Annotated in this window: 16 protein-coding genes; 6 read left to right on the top strand and 10 right to left on the bottom strand. The window is 48.8% G+C overall.

Features of this window, described 5'->3' with window-relative positions; translation table 11 throughout:
• Nucleotides 1–113: 113 nt before the first annotated feature.
• The gene (locus tag XMG59_RS08395; protein ID WP_173498545.1) at nt 114–3,257 is read right to left on the bottom strand and encodes an efflux RND transporter permease subunit; all 3,144 of its coding nucleotides are present in this window, start codon (nt 3,255–3,257) and stop codon (nt 114–116) included.
• Entirely contained in the window at nt 3,254–4,489 is a 1,236-nt protein-coding gene (locus XMG59_RS08390; RefSeq protein ID WP_173498544.1) for an HlyD family efflux transporter periplasmic adaptor subunit, read from the bottom strand. The genes XMG59_RS08395 and XMG59_RS08390 overlap by 4 nt, the downstream gene beginning before the upstream one ends.
• Before the next feature lie 139 nt (nt 4,490–4,628).
• On the opposite strand from XMG59_RS08390, the gene XMG59_RS08385 reads away from it, so the two are divergent.
• Together XMG59_RS08385 and XMG59_RS08380 are read left to right on the top strand one after the other, a co-directional pair.
• The gene (locus XMG59_RS08385; RefSeq protein ID WP_173484566.1) at nt 4,629–5,474 is read left to right on the top strand and encodes an alpha/beta fold hydrolase; all 846 of its coding nucleotides are present in this window, start codon (nt 4,629–4,631) and stop codon (nt 5,472–5,474) included.
• Nucleotides 5,474–6,454, top strand: coding sequence for a hypothetical protein (locus XMG59_RS08380; protein ID WP_173483550.1), 981 nt, complete (start codon nt 5,474–5,476; stop codon nt 6,452–6,454). Before XMG59_RS08385 ends, XMG59_RS08380 begins: the two co-directional genes overlap by 1 nt.
• Here the strand turns inward: XMG59_RS08380 and XMG59_RS08375 are convergent.
• On the bottom strand, nt 6,451–7,143 hold the full coding sequence (locus tag XMG59_RS08375) for a hypothetical protein (protein WP_173483551.1): 693 nt from the start codon (nt 7,141–7,143) through the stop codon (nt 6,451–6,453). The genes XMG59_RS08380 and XMG59_RS08375 overlap by 4 nt on opposite strands.
• A gap of 345 nt (nt 7,144–7,488) precedes the next feature.
• On the opposite strand from XMG59_RS08375, the gene pdxH reads away from it, so the two are divergent.
• The 4 genes from pdxH to XMG59_RS08360 all read left to right on the top strand — a co-directional run bounded on the left by pdxH (nt 7,489) and on the right by XMG59_RS08360 (nt 9,533).
• Nucleotides 7,489–8,124, top strand: a complete 636-nt coding sequence (gene pdxH / locus XMG59_RS08370) for a pyridoxamine 5'-phosphate oxidase (protein ID WP_173483552.1) — start codon at nt 7,489–7,491, stop codon at nt 8,122–8,124.
• Between the two features lie 12 nt (nt 8,125–8,136).
• Nucleotides 8,137–8,598 (top strand): peptidylprolyl isomerase, encoded by a 462-nt coding sequence (locus XMG59_RS08365; protein WP_173498543.1) that lies wholly within the window; start codon nt 8,137–8,139, stop codon nt 8,596–8,598.
• Between the two features lie 136 nt (nt 8,599–8,734).
• A complete protein-coding gene (locus XMG59_RS12205; RefSeq protein WP_256368167.1) occupies nt 8,735–8,866 on the top strand; it encodes a hypothetical protein in 132 nt (43 codons plus the stop codon).
• 55 nt (nt 8,867–8,921) lie between these two features.
• Nucleotides 8,922–9,533 (top strand): YigZ family protein, encoded by a 612-nt coding sequence (locus XMG59_RS08360; RefSeq protein WP_173498542.1) that lies wholly within the window; start codon nt 8,922–8,924, stop codon nt 9,531–9,533.
• A 48-nt stretch (nt 9,534–9,581) separates the two neighbouring features.
• Here the strand turns inward: XMG59_RS08360 and XMG59_RS08355 are convergent, their stop codons facing one another.
• The 7 genes from XMG59_RS08355 to XMG59_RS08325 form a co-directional block, all read right to left on the bottom strand.
• Nucleotides 9,582–12,437: a valine--tRNA ligase gene (locus XMG59_RS08355; protein ID WP_173498541.1), complete on the bottom strand. Its 2,856-nt coding sequence runs from the start codon at nt 12,435–12,437 to the stop codon at nt 9,582–9,584.
• Between the two features lie 125 nt (nt 12,438–12,562).
• Nucleotides 12,563–13,759 (bottom strand): ABC transporter permease, encoded by a 1,197-nt coding sequence (locus XMG59_RS08350; protein ID WP_173498540.1) that lies wholly within the window; start codon nt 13,757–13,759, stop codon nt 12,563–12,565.
• Entirely contained in the window at nt 13,746–14,966 is a 1,221-nt protein-coding gene (locus tag XMG59_RS08345) for an ABC transporter permease (RefSeq protein WP_371731409.1), read from the bottom strand. The genes XMG59_RS08350 and XMG59_RS08345 overlap by 14 nt, the downstream gene beginning before the upstream one ends.
• 2 nt (nt 14,967–14,968) lie before the next feature.
• The gene (locus tag XMG59_RS08340) at nt 14,969–15,646 is read right to left on the bottom strand and encodes an ABC transporter ATP-binding protein (protein ID WP_173498539.1); all 678 of its coding nucleotides are present in this window, start codon (nt 15,644–15,646) and stop codon (nt 14,969–14,971) included.
• Nucleotides 15,643–16,770 carry an efflux RND transporter periplasmic adaptor subunit gene (locus XMG59_RS08335; protein WP_173498538.1) on the bottom strand — a complete coding sequence of 376 codons (1,128 nt, stop codon included), beginning with the start codon at nt 16,768–16,770 and terminating at the stop codon, nt 15,643–15,645. Before XMG59_RS08335 ends, XMG59_RS08340 begins: the two co-directional genes overlap by 4 nt.
• Before the next feature lie 23 nt (nt 16,771–16,793).
• On the bottom strand, nt 16,794–17,225 hold the full coding sequence (locus XMG59_RS08330) for a DNA polymerase III subunit chi (RefSeq protein WP_173483558.1): 432 nt from the start codon (nt 17,223–17,225) through the stop codon (nt 16,794–16,796).
• A 2-nt stretch (nt 17,226–17,227) separates the two neighbouring features.
• A complete protein-coding gene (locus XMG59_RS08325; RefSeq protein WP_173480676.1) occupies nt 17,228–18,727 on the bottom strand; it encodes a leucyl aminopeptidase in 1,500 nt (499 codons plus the stop codon).
• Between the last annotated feature and the right edge of the window lie 78 nt (nt 18,728–18,805).

The raw sequence follows: 18,805 nt of genomic DNA, 5'->3' as shown, positions 1-18,805 counted from the left end.
CAGTGTCTCAAGCGACCAAGCGCTCTAGTCATTAAAAATGGGTGCGACAGTATAACGTAAGGCGGCGATCCAATAAATGGATCGCCGCCTTAGAACACAGGTCGTAATTTGCTTTAAGGTGTATCGACCGAGTAAGAGCTGATCGGTTTCATTCCTAGCTTCTCCCGACCCCCTTCGATCAGTGTCAGCAGGGATGGAACCACAACCAGTATTAACAAGGTGCCATAACCTAATCCAAATACGATGGCAGCCGCCATTGGGATCAAGAACTGAGCTTGAATGGAGGTTTCAAATAGGATGGGTGTCAGGCCGCCAATGGTTGTTAGTGATGTTAGCAGCACGGCACGCAGGCGCTGGCAGGAGGCTTCAATAGCCGCCTCTTTAATCGCCATACCCTGTTCACGTAACTTCTTGTAGAACGTCACCAAGACGATTGAGTCATTGATCACGATCCCGGAAAGACCGAAGAAGCCAAACAGTGACAGGATGGTCAGATCCAGTCCTAACACCCAGTGTCCCAATAGGGCGCCGGTTAATCCAAGCGGAATGGTCAGCATGATCGTGATTGGCCAGCTGTAGGAACCAAATACCCAAGCCAGAATCACGTAGATCAGCACCAATGCAATGACTAGGCCGGTTTTCATATCACCCAGGGTTTCGCGTTGATCACGGTTTTTACCCTCAAAGCTCGAATCAACTCCATACTTACCAAGGATCTCAGGCATCACCTTCTGTTGCAGGTCAGCGATGATCTCATTGGCATTGTTGGCGCTCTCATCAAGGTCAGCCGATACGTTGATCGACAGAAGACCATCGATACGTTGAAGTGAATCGAAACCCTGACGTGCGGTGAAGTTGACGACGTTGGATACCGGTGTCACTCGGCCATCCGGTAACACGATCGGTAGCTGACTGAGCGAGCTTAGTTGATTCTTCTGCTCATCGAGCATCTGAACGCGCACACTGATCTCATCACGGCCCTCAAAGTAGCTCTGTACCTCTTGGCCATCAAAGGCAGCTCTTAACTGACGTCCAACCTGCTCAAGTCTTAAACCTGCCGCTTCACCAGCCGGAGTCAGGGTGTAGATTAGCTGAGAAGTACCAAACGGGAGGTCATCATCGATATTACTGAGCCCGTTATAAACCTTCAGCTTCTCTTGGAGCTCAAGTGAGGCTTGTTTCAACAGGTTGATATTGCTGCCGGTGAGTTGAACTTCAACCGGTTTACCTGGAGGGCCACCTCGATCGACATCGATCGATAAGCGCTCTAGGCCGGCAGGTTGCTCAATGTTTTTGCGCAGTGCTCGTGTAAACGCTTTGGTCGAGACCTCCCGGTTGTCTCCCGGCGTCAGCTCAACCTGTATCGACCCATAAATATCACCGCGTTTAGGCGACGCATTACGTGATGGTTGGGAGATGTTTTGGCGAATAAGTGCAAACTTAAGAATGCCACCACCCAGCTCTTCATCTGTTTTGTGAAGTTGATCTTCGATGTAGAAGAGAAACTCACTGACCTGATCACCACTGGTACCAGAGACAAACTGAGTGTTGATCGAGAAGGTGTCTTGGTCGGTACTTGGGAAAAAGGTGAATTGAATTCGACCACCGACAAGTAGGCCCACAGCAAAGATCAGTACACCGACACCGGTTGCAATGGATGCCCAACGATAGTTGATTGCCGTTTCAACGAAACGTCTGAAGATGCGGTCTCGGAAGTAGTTAAACCCATTATCCAGCTTGATTCGGATTTTCGATGGGTGGGCTGCATCCCCTCGTGCTAATGAGTGGTGGAGGTGGCCTGGTAACACCAAGAAGCTCTCAACCAGCGAGGCGATGATGACGCAGATGATCACCAGCGGGATATCAAACAGAATGTTGCCAATGATACCGCCGATCATCATCAGTGGCAGAAAGGCCGCGATGGTGGTCATCGATGAGGCGGTCACAGGAGCGAGCATTCGAAGCGCGCCACCAACAGCGGCACGTCGAGAGCTCTCTCCCATCTGAGCATGTGCGAGGGTATCTTCACCAACGACAATCGCATCATCGACAATGATGCCCAGAGCCATGATCAGTGCAAACAGCGAAATCATATTGATCGAGCCGCCTACTAAGTAGAGCACCGCTAGGGTCGCCATAAAGGAAGTTGGAATACCAATGGTCACCCAGAACGCGACACGGCCGTTTAGGAAGAGGAATAGAATCAAGACAACTAGAACCAAGCCGCTCGCACCGTTTTCGATAAGAAGATCGATACGGTCTTTGATCAGTGTCCACTGCTCATTGTAGGTCAGCAGTTCAACGCCTTCTGGCAGAGTAGGGCGGGTCTCTTCCAGCCAAGTGTTAAACAGATTGGCCGTCTTTAAGCTGTTCTCTGATTCCGTTCGTTTCAGGCTTAGAACAATTGCTGGGTTACCTTCATGGTAGAGGCGTACTTGATCCTCTTTGTCACGCTGCTCGATCAACGCGATATCGCCAAGGCGAACCAGTTTGCCTTGGCCTGCAGTGATCAGAGGTAGCTCTTCAAAGCCGGTAACATCGCGTTGTTGGCCTAAACTGCGAATTCTTCGAGCGCCATCATCCTGTGCTGCAACGCCAGCAGGTAGGTCAACTGAGCGTTGGCGAATTAATCCCGAAATATCGCTCAGCGTAAGGCCTAGTTGATTAAGGTTGTCTGGACTGAACTGGATAGCAATTTCTTGCTCAGGCATGCCGGTAAAATCGATTTTACGAATGCCACTCTGAAGAAGTTGCTGCTCGTAGGTGCGCGCGAGAGTTCTTAGCTCTTCAAGAGAGGCGCGATCACTGGTGACGATAAGATCAGCAATGTTGTCGTATCGCGTCAGTAGCTGTACAACAGCGTCTTCTGCATCAGAAGGCAGTGCTGAACGTGCAGCATCCATCTTCTGCTTTGCCTCTGATAGGGTGTAATCTACATCGGTACCATCTTCAATCTCTAGACGAAAAACGGCGCTGCCATCACGTGAAATGGCCGAGAGCTTTTTGATCCCCTCAAGCGCACGAAGCTCCTCCTCTACAGGAACCACGATAGAGGTCTGCACATCCTCAGCACTGGCACCGCTCCAGGGAACGGTTATGTTGATAATATCGAGCTCAAAGGTTGGGAAGAACTGGATGTTAAGACGGTTAAGGCCCAAAAGACCGGCTGCCAACATCAATATCATTAACAGGTTTGCCGCAACCCGGTGGGTCGTAAATAGGCTGACAAACCCTTTTAGACCGGTAGCCTGACTCACTGTTTCACCTCAACCAACATGCCGCTGACCGCGTTGGGTAGCTGGGTTGTAATGATTTTATCACCGGCGTTGAGCTGATCGCTTTTGATCAAAATCTCACGCTTCTCATCTGAGTTAGTTCGATAACCGAGGTGGTTGACTGTGACCGCTTCGAGTCGAGAGTCGGTGACACGATAGATGCGATCCGTGCCGTAAAGCGCCACTGGCGGCAGTGCGATGACATCATTCAGCTCTGGTAGCGTCAGTGCAACGCTGATGGTGCGACCAGGCTCGGGTAGGTAGTCAGAATCGACAAAACGGAACAGGCCATCCACACCGGTCGATCCAGTCGCAACTTCGGCACTGAGACGATCAAGTTCAAGTTCGAACTGCTGACCATCAATCTTTGCGACAGCCTCAAGGTCAGCGAGTGACGATTGACTCTTAATAAGTGCTAGCGCACGGCTAGGTAGTTGAGCACGAACTTCAAGATCTGAGTTCGGATAGACAGAGGCAAGCGCATCATTGGCTCTTAGGCGGTCACCGACGGCAATTGAAATTTTGGTTGCACGACCATCGAAAGGTGCTTTTACGAAAGCACGTTCACGATCAAGCAGAGATTTATCTAATTGAGCCTGTGACTGGGCAATCGATGCTCTGAGTTGCGCAACGCGGTTGGGGTGGTCCGCCAAAGACTGCTTGCGAGATACAAGGCTCAATTGACGTTGTTGGGTGTTCATCTCAGCGGTATCAAGCTGCTCTTGGCTGGCGAGTTTTTTACCTGATAAGTTAAGTTGGCGCTGTTGAGAGCGTTGCGCAATCACCAGCATCTCTTCTTCAATCGCCAAGGCCTTTTTATCGGTTTCAAAACGAAGCAGTTCTGCCGACAGTTGTGCTTTTAGAGCATCGATTTGGGCTCGCTGTTGAGCGATTTGAAGATCGATGTCGCGGGTATCGAGTTGAATCAGTAGATCACCCTGTTTAATCGCTGCCCCTTCACGCACTTCAACCGATTGAACATCGGCAGCAATCGAGGCGCGCAGAACCACTTGGCGGGGGTTTTCAACTTCAGCATAGAGCTCAATCTCTGGCGCGATCGATTGAGGTGACGCGGCAATTGCATTAACGCTCCAAGATCGTTCCGTGATCGGTTTGGGTGGCATTTTGGGTTTGCTTGATTTTAACGAGATGAATCCAGCAATAGCGATGCCAAGAATGATGATTGGTAGAAGCCATTTCAGTAACCGTTTCACGGAGGCTTTTCTCCCTACAAAGTTAAATTAAATTGTCAGTAAGTATACCGCTTGAGATCTACGTTCGCACAGCGAAACTGGACCGTTTCAATGAGATCAGGCAAGATTTTACAAAACTTTACCCAGCGTTTGAGATTTCATGGAATTAAAATCGACTACCTATCATTTGGACGGTGACGGCTATCGTGTCGCTTATTGGCAGAGTGGTTCTCCTTTGGCAAAAAAAGTGTTGTTTTGTGTTCACGGACTGTTAGGCCGTAGTCGTGATTTTGATGAGTTGATCGAAGCGCTAAGGGATGATTTTCTTTGTATTGCTATTGATCTGCCTGGACGTGGTCAGAGTGATTGGTTGAAACAACCTGAGCAGTACAGTCCAGAGAGCTATCTGCCGGCTATCAGTGCGGTGTTGAACGCTGTAGATAACCGGCCTGTCCATTGGGTGGGTACCTCCCTTGGTGGGATTCTGGCTATGGCTGCCGCAAGCCTGAAGCTAGCCAATATTGAAAAACTTGTTCTGAACGACGTGGGTTGTCACATACCCAAAGCGTCTCTGCAGCGCATTGCAGCCTACGTTAAAGATCCTCTGTTTACCGATCAACAGGCGCTTATTGATCACATCAAACGCACTTACCCCAGTTTTCGCGATTTATCCGAAGTGCAATGGCAGCGAGTGGCTCAATATGGTTCACGACAGGCTGATGATGGCCTGCATCTTCACTATGACCCAGCCATTGCCACTAACGTTCGCTTGGGTTCTAACGAAGACATTGATCTTATGCCATTATGGCAAGTGATAGAGTGCCCGCAGATGCTGATTCACGGCACCGCATCTGACTTGCTGACGCAAGAGATTGTGGATGCAATGCTTGAACACAAGCCCGATTTGGAGTTGTTGCAGTTACAGGGTCTTGGACACGCGCCGCCTCTAATGACGCCCTTTGAGGTCCAAGCAATTACAGAGTTTCTTAAAAGGAGTGATGCCTGATGGGCAGCATAGTGACCTGGCCTAAACATAGGCTGCCTGGTTCCCCAGAGATGAGAGCGAAGGCGCTTGATGCGGTCACTCGAGCATTTGCGCCGACCGTCGAGTCTTTAGATGTCGATCTTGGTTTGAATGAGCTGTTTGAGCAGATCTACGTGCCCGTTGCTTGCTCTATATTGGATCGACTAATGCCGGGTTCCCCTTTGGTTGTCGGAATTAATGGTGCACAAGGGGCGGGAAAAGCGACACTTTATAACCTCCTAGAGGTGATTCTCACCGAGGGTTTTGGGTTAAAGGTGACGGGTTTTTCGATTGATGATCTCTATCTGACGCGTGCTGAGAGGGACGCATTGGCACAGTCCGTTCACCCTCTTTTAAAGACACGTGGAGTGCCTGGTACCCATGATGTCGATTTGGGTATAGAGCTATTAAATCGACTCAAGCACGCGGGGCCAGACGACCTTACTCGGATCCCAATTTTTGATAAATCGACCGATGAGCGTGTGCCAGAACAGATGTGGCATGAATGGCATGGTTCAGCGGATGTCATTATTTTTGATGGATGGTGTGTCGGTGGTATCGCCGAGCCTGAAGAGTCGCTCGCTGCACCTGTTAATGAGCTTGAGACCCTCGAAGACCCTGAGGGTATCTGGCGACATTATGTCAATCAACAGCTGGCAACCTCTTATCAAGAGCTGTTCAGCTTTTTAGATATGCTCGTCATGCTCAAAGTGCCCAACATGCAGGCGGTGTACGATTGGCGTACGGTCCAAGAGCAGAAACTCAAAGATCGAGCCTCATTGCTGTATGACGAAATAGCTCCTGCAGACCCATTGCGGATTATGGATGGCACTGAGATTACACGTTTCATAGCGCACTATGAGCGATTGACGCGTTGGATGCTCGATGAGATTCCAACACGAGCGGACATTACGTTAGCGCTGAATGCCAACCACAAGATTGAGAAGATTATACTGCCTTAAATGGGCAGAAAGGGAGCTGTAGCGACGCTTAGCACAATTCGATTGATGGTTCGGTCCGTCGTCTGCGCAACAATCTCAGCGAGCATATCCTGAGTGGCAATCATCTTCCCGAAGAGTCGCTCGTAGCTGAGGTTGATGACTCCCTCATTCATGCTGTCAGTCAGAATGAACAGTTCGCCACTCGATGTTTTGAAGTTGTGCAGTTGCCAAGCGATCTTCTCTAAATTACGTGCTGAGTTATATAGCTTTTGCGAATCGATTTCGTTGAGCATAAAGAACTCTTCACGGTAGTTGTATGAGGCGTGAACCATACCTGTGATAGCCACCATTAGAGCGAAGACTCGGTCCCCTTGATACTCCTCATCAAAAGCCAGTTTGAGCGCATCAACTCCGTAGAGGTTATTTAGTTCTCGATGACTGATGGGCCTTGGGTAACTTAAAAGCTGTTTCAGGCGCGTCTCAACGGTTGTACCAGCGGCCGCTTTTTTGAGTTCGCGCGGGTTGCGTTTGTAGAGTTTGATGGTGAGTTCACGACTCATCGCGTTGATCGTCTTAATGTGTTGATCAACGATCATATCGACGTCAGACTTGGCGAGATTCTGCAGGCGAAGCTCTTTGTTTTGAACACCGACACAGCCGCTAAGAGCGAGTGCCATGATGAGCGTCACTATTTGTGCAGTTCTAGCCATTTGAGCTGGGATCCTGATCAGATACCGGTAATAATATGTTTAGGGAATCTACGAACAAGTACATAGTATCTCAGCGAGGCCTGATATTTGCAGATACAAGGCGCTTTTCGCCGCTAATGGTCTAGCCATTAGCAAGAGAAGCAACACCGTAGATGCATGTATAAGGCCACGCCCTTCGGGGTTCACAGTCAAATCCACCCTCGGTGTTGTGCTTTCTTGACTTAGCTGGCTAGGCCTTCGAAAACACGCCTTGATGATGAATTTGACTGTAAACCTGAGATGCCATGGACTTATTCTTAGATTCCCTAAGTATAACTCTCGAAAATCTGAATGATAGGAGTTTCGATGTCGACAACCCAATTAAGTGATGTGCGTCGTGAATACCTCGTGGCAGGTCTTCATGAAGATAATTTAGTCAGAGATCCGATTCAGCAGTTTGATGCATGGATGCAGGATGCATTGGCTGTGGATCCTAAAGATGCTACCTCTATGACTCTGGCGACCTCTGATCAGTCGGGGATGCCCAGTGCGCGTATTGTTCTGTTAAAAGAGTTTAGTTCAGAAGGGTTTACCTGGTTTACTAACTATTCGAGTGAGAAAGGGGAGCAGTTAGCGGCCAATCCGCAAGCAGAACTTCTTTTCTACTGGCCGATGTTAGAGCGTCAAGTTCGCGTTCGCGGACAGGTTGAAAAGATCGATCGCATTGAGAGTGAAACCTACTTCCACTCTCGCCCAGTGGGTAGCCAGAGAAGTGCTGCTGTGTCTCATCAAAGTCAGCCAGTCGAATCTCGAGCTGTGCTTGAACAAGCGGTCAATCAGCTGTCAGATATGACTGAGGTTCCGTGTCCCGATAACTGGGGCGGTTATCGACTTGTACCGACCCGTTTTGAGTTTTGGCAAGGGCGTGAAAGTCGCCTGCACGACCGTTTTCGTTTTGAACCATCAGACACAGGTTGGGTCGTTACCCGCCTGCAACCTTAAGGATTTTGGATAATGAATATTTGTAAAGATGCTTACGTCACCTTTCACTACGCCATTGTAAGTGATGAGAGTGAGGTAAAAGATGGTTCGAGAAATGATGAACCGCTCACCTACGTCCATGGTTACAATATGCTGGTGCCGGGTCTCGAACAAGCCTTAGACGGGCGATCGGCTGGGGATCATTTTCAGGTCCTTGTGGAAGCAGGCCGAGGCTATGGCGAACGCGATGAGGAACTGTTCGACGTGCTTCCTCGTGAGGCCTTTGCCGATATGCCAGGTTTGCAAAAAGGGATGTTGGTTCAGCTAGAGGATGAAGATGGTGAGCCGCGCTTGGGTCGTGTTGCAGAGATCGATATCCGTGAGGTGAAGGTTGATCTTAACCACCCATTTGCAGGGCAGGATTTAAACTTTGATGTTGAGGTGATTGATGTCCGCATGGCCACTGAAGAGGAGCTAGCCGAGTTAGCTGAGTAATATTGCTATTGGCTATAAAACAGACCCTGTTAAATCCGAATGTTCTTGAGACAGCTTCGCTAGCTTGAGTTATATCAATATATTGTTGCCGCCTTCGAGTTACAGTTACTAAAACTTGATAAGTAGGAGTAACGAAATGTTCGGTATTGATGCATACACTTTTGAAACAGTTTGGCCAAGCCTTCTAGGTGTGGCTGCAATGGCAGGTGTAATGACTTGGGGTTTCTTCAAAGTGAAGAATCTGATGAACGAAGATCAGAAGAAGTAATCACTTTACATTCCTCTTCATGTCAGTAGTCTAAGCCTCTTCTTTAAGGAGGCTTATGGCTGCTTACTTCTCCCCAATCGATCGATTTGAGTATGAGATCGAAGTCAAAAAAAGTCGTTTCATAGCGACCGCAATCCCTCTTAGTTCCACTGATGCACTCTATCAACTGCAATCAGAAATGCAGCGTCTGCACCCTAAAGCCAGCCACCACTGTTTAGCCTATATTTTAGGCGCACCTCAGGCACCAAAGGCCGCAGGATCCAGTGATGACGGCGAGCCCAGTGGTACAGCGGGTAAGCCTATGCTTAATATCCTCATGTATAAAAATTTGGGAGACATCGGTGTCGTCGTGACACGTTACTTTGGTGGTACTAAACTGGGAGCCGGCGGGTTAATTAGAGCCTATGGCGCCTCGGTTAGTGAGCTTTCAGAACATCTGCCGACCGTTGAATGTGCTCCTAAGATTGAGTGCCAAATCCGATATCCTTACGAGCTAGAGTCTGACATTCAACAGGTCATCGCTGCCGTAGCTGCTGAAGAGCTATCGGCTAGCTACACAGAGATAGTAGAGAAAACACTGTTAGTTGAATTGGCTCAATTAGAGACCTTCAAAGCGGCGATTTTGGCTCTGGAGTATAGAGGTGTGGCGCTTACGCTAGAGGCATAAAAAAGGGGCGCAATCTTAGATTGAGCCCCTTTTTACTATCGACGTCGATTAAAGGTTTTTAATCGACTCTAACTGTTTCTCTAGTTGAACTTTAGAGCGTGCTGCATCATCAGCCTTAGCGCGCTCTTTAGTGACAACGGCTTCAGGAGCGTTGGCAACAAACTTCTCGTTAGACAGTTTCTTATCAACGCGGTCAATCTCACCTTGTAGGCGATCAATCTCTTTCTGCAGGCGGGCCATTTCAGCCTCTTTATCGATCAGATCCGCCATAGGAACCAACAGTTCCATTGCGCCAACCAGTTGAGTCGCAGCAAGAGGTTTATCGTCACCCTCGTTTAGGGTCGTGATGCTGCTCAATTTGGCTAGCTTCATCAAGAATGTTTGGTTCTCAGCTAAACGACGAGTGTCTTCACTGCTGCAGTTAGATAACAGAAGTTCAAGATCCTGTGATGGTGCAATTTTCATCTCACCACGAATGTTTCGAACCGCTGTGATCACGCCCTTAAGCCACTCGATGTCGGCTTCTGCTTGCTCGTCAATCTTCTCTTCTGATGCAACAGGGAACTCCTTAAGCATCAGTGTCTCACCCTCAACGCCGGCCAGACCTTTGATCGTCTGCCAGATCTCTTCAGTAATGAATGGCATGATAGGGTGGCTTAAACGGAGGATCGTCTCAAGAACGCGAACCAGTGTACGGCGTGTGCCACGTTTGGCCGCTTCAGACGCTTGCTCATCCCACAGCACAGGTTTTGACAGCTCTAGGTACCAGTCACAGTACTGGTTCCAAATAAAGTCGTAGAGTGTCTGTGCAGCAAGGTCAAAGCGGTACTCGTCTAGCTGTTTGGTGACGGTCGCTTCAGTGCGTTGCAATTGGCTGATAATCCAGCGGTCAGCAAGTGAGAGTTCCACTGGCTCCTGATTGTTGCCGCAATCTTCACCCTCGGTGTTCATCATGACATAGCGGGCAGCATTCCAGAGTTTGTTACAGAAGTTACGGTAACCCTCTAGGCGCTTCATATCCCAGTTGATATCACGACCCGTTGAAGCGAGTGCTGCTAGCGTAAAGCGCAATGCATCAGTACCGTGCGCCGTAATGCCCTCAGGGAACTGTTTCTCAGTACGTTTGCCGATTTTCTCGGCTAGCTGAGGTTGCATCATGTTACCGGTACGTTTTTCCAACAGATCTTCAAGTGAGATGCCATCGATCATATCGAGAGGGTCAAGCACGTTACCTTTCGATTTCGACATCTTATCACCGCTCTCATCACGGATAAGACCTGTCACATAGACGTTTTTAAATGGCACTTGAGGTTTGCCATTTTCATCTTTCATGAAGTGCATGGTCATCATGATCATCCGAGCAACCCAGAAGAAGATAATGTCAAAACCGGTTACAAGGGTGTCGGTAGGGTGGAAGGTTTTCAAACGTTCCGTGTTTTCCGGCCAGCCAAGAGTACCAAAGGTCCACAGTGCCGAGCTGAACCAGGTGTCTAGGACGTCATCATCTTGGTGGAGCTCTACATCGGCCGCCAAGTTGTATTTTTCACGCGCCGCTTCAGCTGAGTTCGCAACGTAGACGTTACCCTGAGCATCATAGAATGCAGGAATTCGGTGACCCCACCACAGCTGACGTGAGATACACCAGTCCTGAATGTCACGCATCCAAGCAAAGTACATGTTTTCGTACTGTTTAGGGACAAATTTAATGTCGCCATCTTCAACTGCTTTGATCGCTGGCTTGGCCAGTGTCTTAGCATCACAGAACCACTGATCGGTTAGCATCGGTTCAATCACCACACCACCACGGTCACCGTACGGAATGGTCATCGCGTTCTCTTCGATCTTCACGAGAAGGTCTAGCTCTTCCAATTCAGCGACGATGGCACGGCGTGCAGCAAAACGTTCCATGCCACGATATTTCTCTGGTAGCGTTGGATCAATCTCTTTGTTGACACTGCCATCGAAGTTAAAGGTTTGAGCCTCATCACGAATATCTGCGTTAAGGGTCAGAACGTTGATCATTGGCAGCTTGTTACGCTTACCCACTTCGTAGTCATTGAAATCGTGTGCCGGCGTGATTTTTACACAACCAGTCCCTTTTTCCATGCTGGCATGTTCATCGGCAACAATGGGGATGCGACGACCGACTAATGGAAGGAGGATCTCTTTACCGATTAGGTCATCGTAGCGTTCATCTTCAGGGTTGACTGCGACACCAGTGTCACCCAGCAGTGTCTCTGGACGCGTGGTACCCACGACAATGTAATCTTTTCCCTCTTTGGTTGTCACACCATCAGCAAGCGGGTAACGGATGTACCACATTTTGCCAGTCACTTCGCGGTTCTCCACCTCAAGGTCGGAGATTGCAGTGTGAAGTTTTGGATCCCAGTTAACGAGGCGCTTACCACGATAGATTAAGCCGTCGTCGTAAAGACGTACAAAGACCTCTTGAACGGCATGGTAAAAACCAGAGTCCATAGTGAAACGTTCGGTTGGCCAATCGACAGAGTTACCTAGACGACGCATTTGACGGGTAATGGTGCCACCCGATTCGCCTTTCCACTCCCAGACTTTTTCAATGAACGCATCGCGACCAAGATCGTAACGACTCTCGCCGGTCTCAGCGGCTAGTTTGCGCTCAACTACCATCTGAGTGGCGATGCCTGCATGGTCAGTACCAACCTGCCAGAGCGTGTTGCGGCCCTGCATACGACGGTATCGAATTAAAGTATCCATTAGGGTGTGCTGGAATGCGTGACCCATATGCAAGCTGCCCGTGACGTTGGGCGGTGGAATCATGATTGAGTAGGCATCGCCTTCACCTGAAGGTGCGAAAAAGCCTTTCTCTTCCCAGTCTTGGTACCACTTTTGCTCGATTGCCTGCGGTTGATACGTCTTATCCATGAGGTGCTGTAGTCTCTGTTTTCAAGTTCGGTAGCAGAGGATAGCTCCTCTCTACTTTTGGAAAAAATTTAAAGGGAGGGAGTATACCCTTTGAGAGCCCTCATAGACAGTGGTTGAGCGGTTCTTTATTCGCTCTGCAACGCTTCTATAGGTTCGATTTTGGCGGCTTTCAGAGCGGGGATTAACCCACTGAGTAGTCCTGTTACTGCAGCAATCAGTACTGAAATAACTAAGAATAGAATATTCGGTTCAAGAGGTAAGCCTGGGAGAAGCTGCCTAAAGCCGTAAATGGCAGCATAAGCCGTCAAAATGCCTCCGATTCCGCCAATGATTGAGAACATAATCGCTTCGGTCAGGAAGAGCGAAGCAACCGTTTTTTTACTGGCGCCTAAAGCACGTAGCAGGCCGATCTCGCTGCGTCTCTCATCAACCAGTGTCGACATAATGGTTAGAATGCCGATTGACCCGACCAGTAGGGAGATGGCCGCTAACCCTATCAGTGCAATTTTTAATACACCTAAAATTTTATCGAGCGTAGAGAGCATCTGATCTTGGGAGGTCAGTGTGAAATCCTCTGCGTTGTGGCGCAGGCTCAGGTGTTCCTTAATTGATTGCATCAGTTGATCCGTTTTGCTGTTGGTTGAAAACGTGACGTCAATCTCCATAACCCCATCTCTGTTGAATAGGGTGAGTGCTCTCTGGGTGTCGATATAGACAATATCATCGAGGTCAAAACCCAACATTTGTCCCTTAGATTCGAGTACACCTAACACCCGGTAGCGCTCGCCACCAACCCTGATAAATCGCCCAAGTATTGGCTGGTTACCGAACAGTTCACTGGCTACTTTTGCACCAAGAACTGCGTAGGGTAGAGGGGTTCGCCCCCGGCTGTCAGGTAAGAAATGCCCCTTCTGAATGGTGAAATTCCAGGCGTCAGGCATGCTGTAACTGACGCCAAGAATATCCACATGACGGACGCGATATTGATACTCAATCGCTCCGCTACCCTGAATAACGGGCACTACCTGTCGGATACCCGATAAGGTTTTAAGTGATTGGGCGTCGTCTAGCGTGAGCGGGCGAGTATTGGCGATGAGGCCACCGACGCCCCCCGTCTGTGTACGTCCCGGTGTAATAGCGATGATTCGGGTGCCAAATTGAGAGAAGCTATTGAGCATATAGTTTTGCAGGCCACTGCCTAAGCTGGTGATCAATGTCACCATAAAGATACCGACTGTAATGCCTAAGGCGGTCAAAAAGCTCTTTCTAATATCGACGGTCAGTGTCCCCGCTGCCAGTTTGATGAGATCAGCGATAGGCATTCATCTCACCTCGCAATGCGGCAACGGGATCGACCGTTGCAGCCTTTTTGGCGGGTAGCCAGGTAAAAATCAGAGAGACCGTGAGTGATACTAAAAGAGCGGCCAGTGTTGCCATATAAGGGATAGCAAAAGGAAAGCTTGGCCAAGTCAGATGAATGGCATACAGCGAAGCTATGCCTAGACTAACACCGATTATGGCTCCGGTTGTGGCTACTAAAATGGAGTCCAAGAGGAAAATGGAAGTGACGGTGTTATGTGAGGCGCCAAGTGCTTTGAGTAACCCAATTTCTGGAACCCGTTGTGAGACACTGATCAGAGTGATGTTCATGATCAATATGCCAGCCACTAATAAACTGATGCTAGCAATCGCGATGACGACCAGGGTGAGCTTGTTCAATAGGTCACTGAAGGTGTTAAGTAGAGAGTTTTGAGTCACGATAGTGATGTCTCTTTCACCTTGATGTCGCTCCATTATCAGCTGCTCTATAAGCTGCTGACTCTCTTCAATCTGTTGATCTGATTGTAGTTTGATTAGCATCCTGAAGAGTCCGGGAGCGTTAAAAAGGGTTTGAGAAGAGGTGACAGGAATGAGGGCAGTCTCATTCATGTTGGTACCAAAGTTGATGCCGCTGGGCTCGATAATACCAATGACCCGGTAGCGTCGATCAGAAAATTTGACCCACCCACCTAAAGCGTTTCCATTAGGGAAAATCTCCTGAGCAAGCGTGCTACCCAGTAGGGTGACTGACGCTGCCGTATCAACATCCCTTTGCGTCAAATTGGTTCCGGTTTTTACGGGTATTCCAAAGATAGTAAGTAGGCTTTGGTTGGTCCCAAGTACGATGATCTCCCGATTTAAACCGTTGCTATGAGCCTCGGTAATACCTGCAATAATCGGAACGATTTCATTCACTTGTGGCAGTTTATGGATAGCCTTTGCATCATCAAGGGTTAAGTCGCGAGTTCCCTCCCCAGTCACTGGAGGGATGCCGCCTTCCGTCTCTTTGCGCCCTGGAAGAACGATTAATACCTCTTTCCCTAGCAGAGAGAACTCCTGATAGACAAACTGTCTTGCTCCCTCCGAAAGACCGGTTAATAGAACAACGGACATGACTCCGATGCTTACCGATAGAAGTATCATCAACGCTTTAAATGCCTGCCGAGAGTAGGTCGCTAGGCTGTACCGAAGATGATCAATCAAGAGCACGGCTATCCCCTCTTTTTGATCTCTAGGAGTTGACCATCAACCATAGTTATCTGGCGTTTTGCTCGGGCGCCAAGATCACTGTCATGAGTCACCACTACTAGAGTAATTCCTTGGCTGTTTAGCGTTTCAAGCAGGTTAATGACCTCCTGACCTGATGCGCGATCAAGATTACCGGTCGGCTCATCGGCGAGAAGTATTTTAGGTTGAGTGACCACAGCGCGCGCTATGGCAACACGCTGCCTCTGGCCACCAGAGAGTTGCTGTGGCTTGCGGTTAAGAAAATCTTTTAATCCCAGGGTTTTCAGTAACTCGGAGGCTTTTTCTCGGCGTTGGCTGGCAGGAATCCCTTTAAGAATTAACGGCAACTCAACGTTTTCCAACGCCGTTAGTCGATTGATGAGATGATAGGCTTGGAAAACGAAGCCGATATTGTCGTTTCGAAATCGAGCCTTTTCTGCTTCGTTTAATTCAGTCGTTGCAGTGCCATCCAGACAGTATTCACCGGAGTTTGGTGAATCGAGCAGTCCTAATTGATTGAGTAGTGTGGATTTACCTGATCCAGAAGGGCCAATGATACTGAGGTAGTCACCTGCCTCGATATCGAGTGTGAAATCCTGAAGCGCATTCACCGTTTCACTGCCCATTGGATAGCTTCTACAGAGATGCTTAAGCTCGATCATTGTGGAATAACTCGTCGATTTAGAAGGTTTTCAACATCATTGGTGTTCTTCAGGAAACGGTCATTTAAATCGAGTCCTTCCGTCACCTCGCTCCACGTCCAGTTATAGGCGCCGACTTTAATAGGTCGAATTTCAAGCTCATTGGTTTTTTCGTTGAATATCACGATTTCAGATCCGCCAATGACAGATTCGGTAGGGACCCTTAACACACTGCCTGTTGATGAGGTCACCACTTCGATATCAGCACTGTATCCCACTAAAAGCGTCATATCTTCATCAGGATTGATAAAGGCAGCCTCGACTTCAAGCGTTCTTGCCTGCTTCTCATTGTCAGAAATTCGAGAGCCTAATTTGCTGATGACACCATCAAAGATTTCACCTCTAAAAGCATCTAGGGTTATACGGGCGTATTGACCTATCTTAAGTCGGGAGGCCTCGACCTCATCAATTGGGGCGGTCACATAGAGGCAGCTGGTATCAAGCAACTCAACAGCCGCTGGCGTCATGATGCCTGGAGGTGAGGGGGTCAGGTATTCACCGACTTCACCGTTGATCTTGCTAACGGTACCGGCAAACGGAGATTTTAGAGTACGCTGGTTCTGATCAATGCTAAGAAGATTAATTTTGTCTGCCGCGAGTTTTGATAGTGAACTTTGATACTCGCAGATATGAGCACTGCTGGCTGATTCGCTATTTAGTTGATCAAATCGTTCGTTTGAAATGAGCCCTTTCTCTTTAAGGGACTGACCTCGGACGAGCTCGCGTTTTGCAAGATCCGCCAGTTCGCAGGCTCGTTCCTCTTCGATCTTAGCGGCTTGATACTCCCCTTTGGATAGTTTTATTTGAGCCCTTTGAACATCACTGTTTAATGTGAGTAGGGTCTGATCTTTTTCGACCACCTCGCCCTCAGCAACATTGATTGACTCTATGATGCCCCCAATGGTTAGGGATAAGCTCGACTGACGGCAGGGGGTGATGGATCCCGAACGACTGTTAGCGGCGATCTGCTCGACTGCGCCCTGTTCAACTTGGACTAACTCAACGCTGATTGGAGGCTCTGGCCAAAAGAGCGAGTAGTTGATCACCGCAGCAGCAAGAATGAGGAGAATAAGCAGTTTTTTCATTGAATATCCTCCAAAGGACAAATTTAAGATCGATCTCTAAGATCTTGCCTCTGTAACTCCCAGCCGGCTGCTTTTCGCATGGCCCATGAGTGTCGTGTGGCCGCTAGTACCGTTTCGGATTGAGTGACAATCTCGATGCAGCGAGAAGCTGATTGACAACCCTCTGGTGCGGTTAAACCTAGATTGATAAACAGATCAATAGGTTCTGAGGGCAATTCACCACAGGCTATAGAGACAGGCGATTTAAGTTCAGTACCCAGTATGGCATGCGGTACAAAGCTGTCCGATCGAAAATTCCACAAAGTCTGATCTAGCTGATGTAGATCAGCTTCATTTTCAGTGTGTATATGGATGCGTTGGCCAAGGGATAAGGCTTTTTCACAGAGTTTACACGCCAGCAGTTCACGACTGTCGTGATCACTGCTGGGGAGTATGTAGTAGTCTGCGCGAGGCACGTTTAGGCCTCAATCTGCTCAGCAATATCGAGAAGATATTGCGTCAGCATAGGAACACAACGTCCCGTTGCCCCTTTGGCTTTGCCGCTATTCCAAGCAACACCGGCTATATCTAGGTGAGCCCAGCTAACCTCTTTGGTAAAGCGTGATAGGAAGCAGGCCGCGGTAATGGTCCCTGCAGGTCGACCTCCGATGTTAGCCATATCGGCAAAATTGCTATCCAGTTGTGATTGGTACTCGTCCCATAAAGGTAGCTGCCAGCCACGATCGCCAGCAAATTCACCTGCATCAAGCAACTTAGCTGCAAGCTCATTATCGTTCGCAAGAACTCCCGTTGCTTGATGTCCAAGTGCAATAATACAGGCGCCTGTCAGGGTCGCGACATCGATGACGGCTTGAGGATTGAACTGTTGCACATAGGTCAAAGCATCACAAAGTACCAGTCGGCCTTCAGCGTCGGTGTTAAGGATCTCTACTGTTTGACCTGACATGGTCGTTACCACGTCACCTGGTTTAGAGGCTTCACCTGAAGGCATGTTCTCAGCCGCAGCAACGATCGTAATAAGGTTCAATGGCAAGTTCATCTCTGCCACTGATTCGAAGGCACCTAACACGCTGGCTGCACCACACATGTCGAATTTCATCTCGTCCATCTCAGGGCCTGGTTTCAATGAGATGCCGCCGGTATCGAAGGTGATGCCTTTACCAACCAGAGCATACGGAGCCTCATTAGCATCCTCTGCACCTTGGTATTTCAATACAATGAGGCGAGGCGGAATGACACTGCCTTTGCCGACGCTTAGAAGCGCACCCATACCCAGCTCTTCTATCTGTTTCTCATCTAGAATGTCACAGCTGACACTGTCGAACTCTTCCGCAAGATTTTGAGCATGCTCTGCCAAGTAGAGAGGTGTACAGATATTGCCTGGCAAATTACCCAGCTCACGAGCAGTTGATACCCCATTGGCGATAGCAACGCCATCCAGAAGGGCACCCTCTCCAAATTCAGTATCTTCCTCAGGTAGGTGGATATGAATGTGCTCAAGTGTTAATGCAGGTGCAGACTTGGATTTGGTGGTGTCGTATTGGTAGAGCGCGGCCGACGAAGCTTCTACTAGAGTTCGTGTGTCACGGTAGATGTCGTCGCTATTGCCGCTGATCCGATCCAGGGCAAAGCAGAGTGTTTTAACACCCAGAGTTTTGATGGTATCCACCGCGCTTTTAATCAGTTGCTGCTGTTTGATGATGGTTCGTTCACTCTGTGCCCCTACACCAGCTAACAGGATGCGCTTAGTGTTGATACCAGGAAGGCTGCGCAGTAGAAGCAGAGAGCCCTGTTTGCCGGAAAAATCACCCGATGCAACAACATCGCTTATGGCCCCTGAACTGGCTTTATCAATCGCTTTAGCCGAGTCCGAAAGTTCACCGTCTGCCGCAATCGCAATAACGATACAATCTGCTTCTACACTCTCAATCGATCCGTTAACGATCTCAAAATCCATTTCTGTTTCCTCTAACAAGACAAGCACTTAGGTTTAGGTGATAATGTGCCCTACAGTATCGCATCAGTTTGAAATCCA

This window comes from Marinobacterium sp. xm-g-59, from assembly GCF_013283315.1.
Lineage (GTDB): Bacteria > Pseudomonadota > Gammaproteobacteria > Pseudomonadales > Balneatricaceae > Marinobacterium_E.
This window is presented reverse-complemented; position numbering and strand designations above follow the sequence as displayed.

Bases quoted from the DNA above. Each gene is read 5' to 3' on its own strand.
- XMG59_RS08375 (WP_173483551.1), bottom strand. From the start codon at position 7,143: ATGGCTAGAACTGCACAAATAGTGACGCTCATCATGGCACTCGCTCTT.
- XMG59_RS08335 (WP_173498538.1), bottom strand. From the start codon at position 16,770: ATGAAAAAACTGCTTATTCTCCTCATTCTTGCTGCTGCGGTGATCAAC.
- XMG59_RS08365 (WP_173498543.1), top strand. From the start codon at position 8,137: ATGAATATTTGTAAAGATGCTTACGTCACCTTTCACTACGCCATTGTA.
- XMG59_RS08340 (WP_173498539.1), bottom strand. From the start codon at position 15,646: ATGATCGAGCTTAAGCATCTCTGTAGAAGCTATCCAATGGGCAGTGAA.
- XMG59_RS08385 (WP_173484566.1), top strand. From the start codon at position 4,629: ATGGAATTAAAATCGACTACCTATCATTTGGACGGTGACGGCTATCGT.
- XMG59_RS08360 (WP_173498542.1), top strand. From the start codon at position 8,922: ATGGCTGCTTACTTCTCCCCAATCGATCGATTTGAGTATGAGATCGAA.
- XMG59_RS08355 (WP_173498541.1), bottom strand. From the start codon at position 12,437: ATGGATAAGACGTATCAACCGCAGGCAATCGAGCAAAAGTGGTACCAA.
- XMG59_RS12205 (WP_256368167.1), top strand. From the start codon at position 8,735: ATGTTCGGTATTGATGCATACACTTTTGAAACAGTTTGGCCAAGCCTT.
- XMG59_RS08350 (WP_173498540.1), bottom strand. From the start codon at position 13,759: ATGCCTATCGCTGATCTCATCAAACTGGCAGCGGGGACACTGACCGTC.
- pdxH (WP_173483552.1), top strand. From the start codon at position 7,489: ATGTCGACAACCCAATTAAGTGATGTGCGTCGTGAATACCTCGTGGCA.
- XMG59_RS08325 (WP_173480676.1), bottom strand. From the start codon at position 18,727: ATGGATTTTGAGATCGTTAACGGATCGATTGAGAGTGTAGAAGCAGAT.
- XMG59_RS08380 (WP_173483550.1), top strand. From the start codon at position 5,474: ATGGGCAGCATAGTGACCTGGCCTAAACATAGGCTGCCTGGTTCCCCA.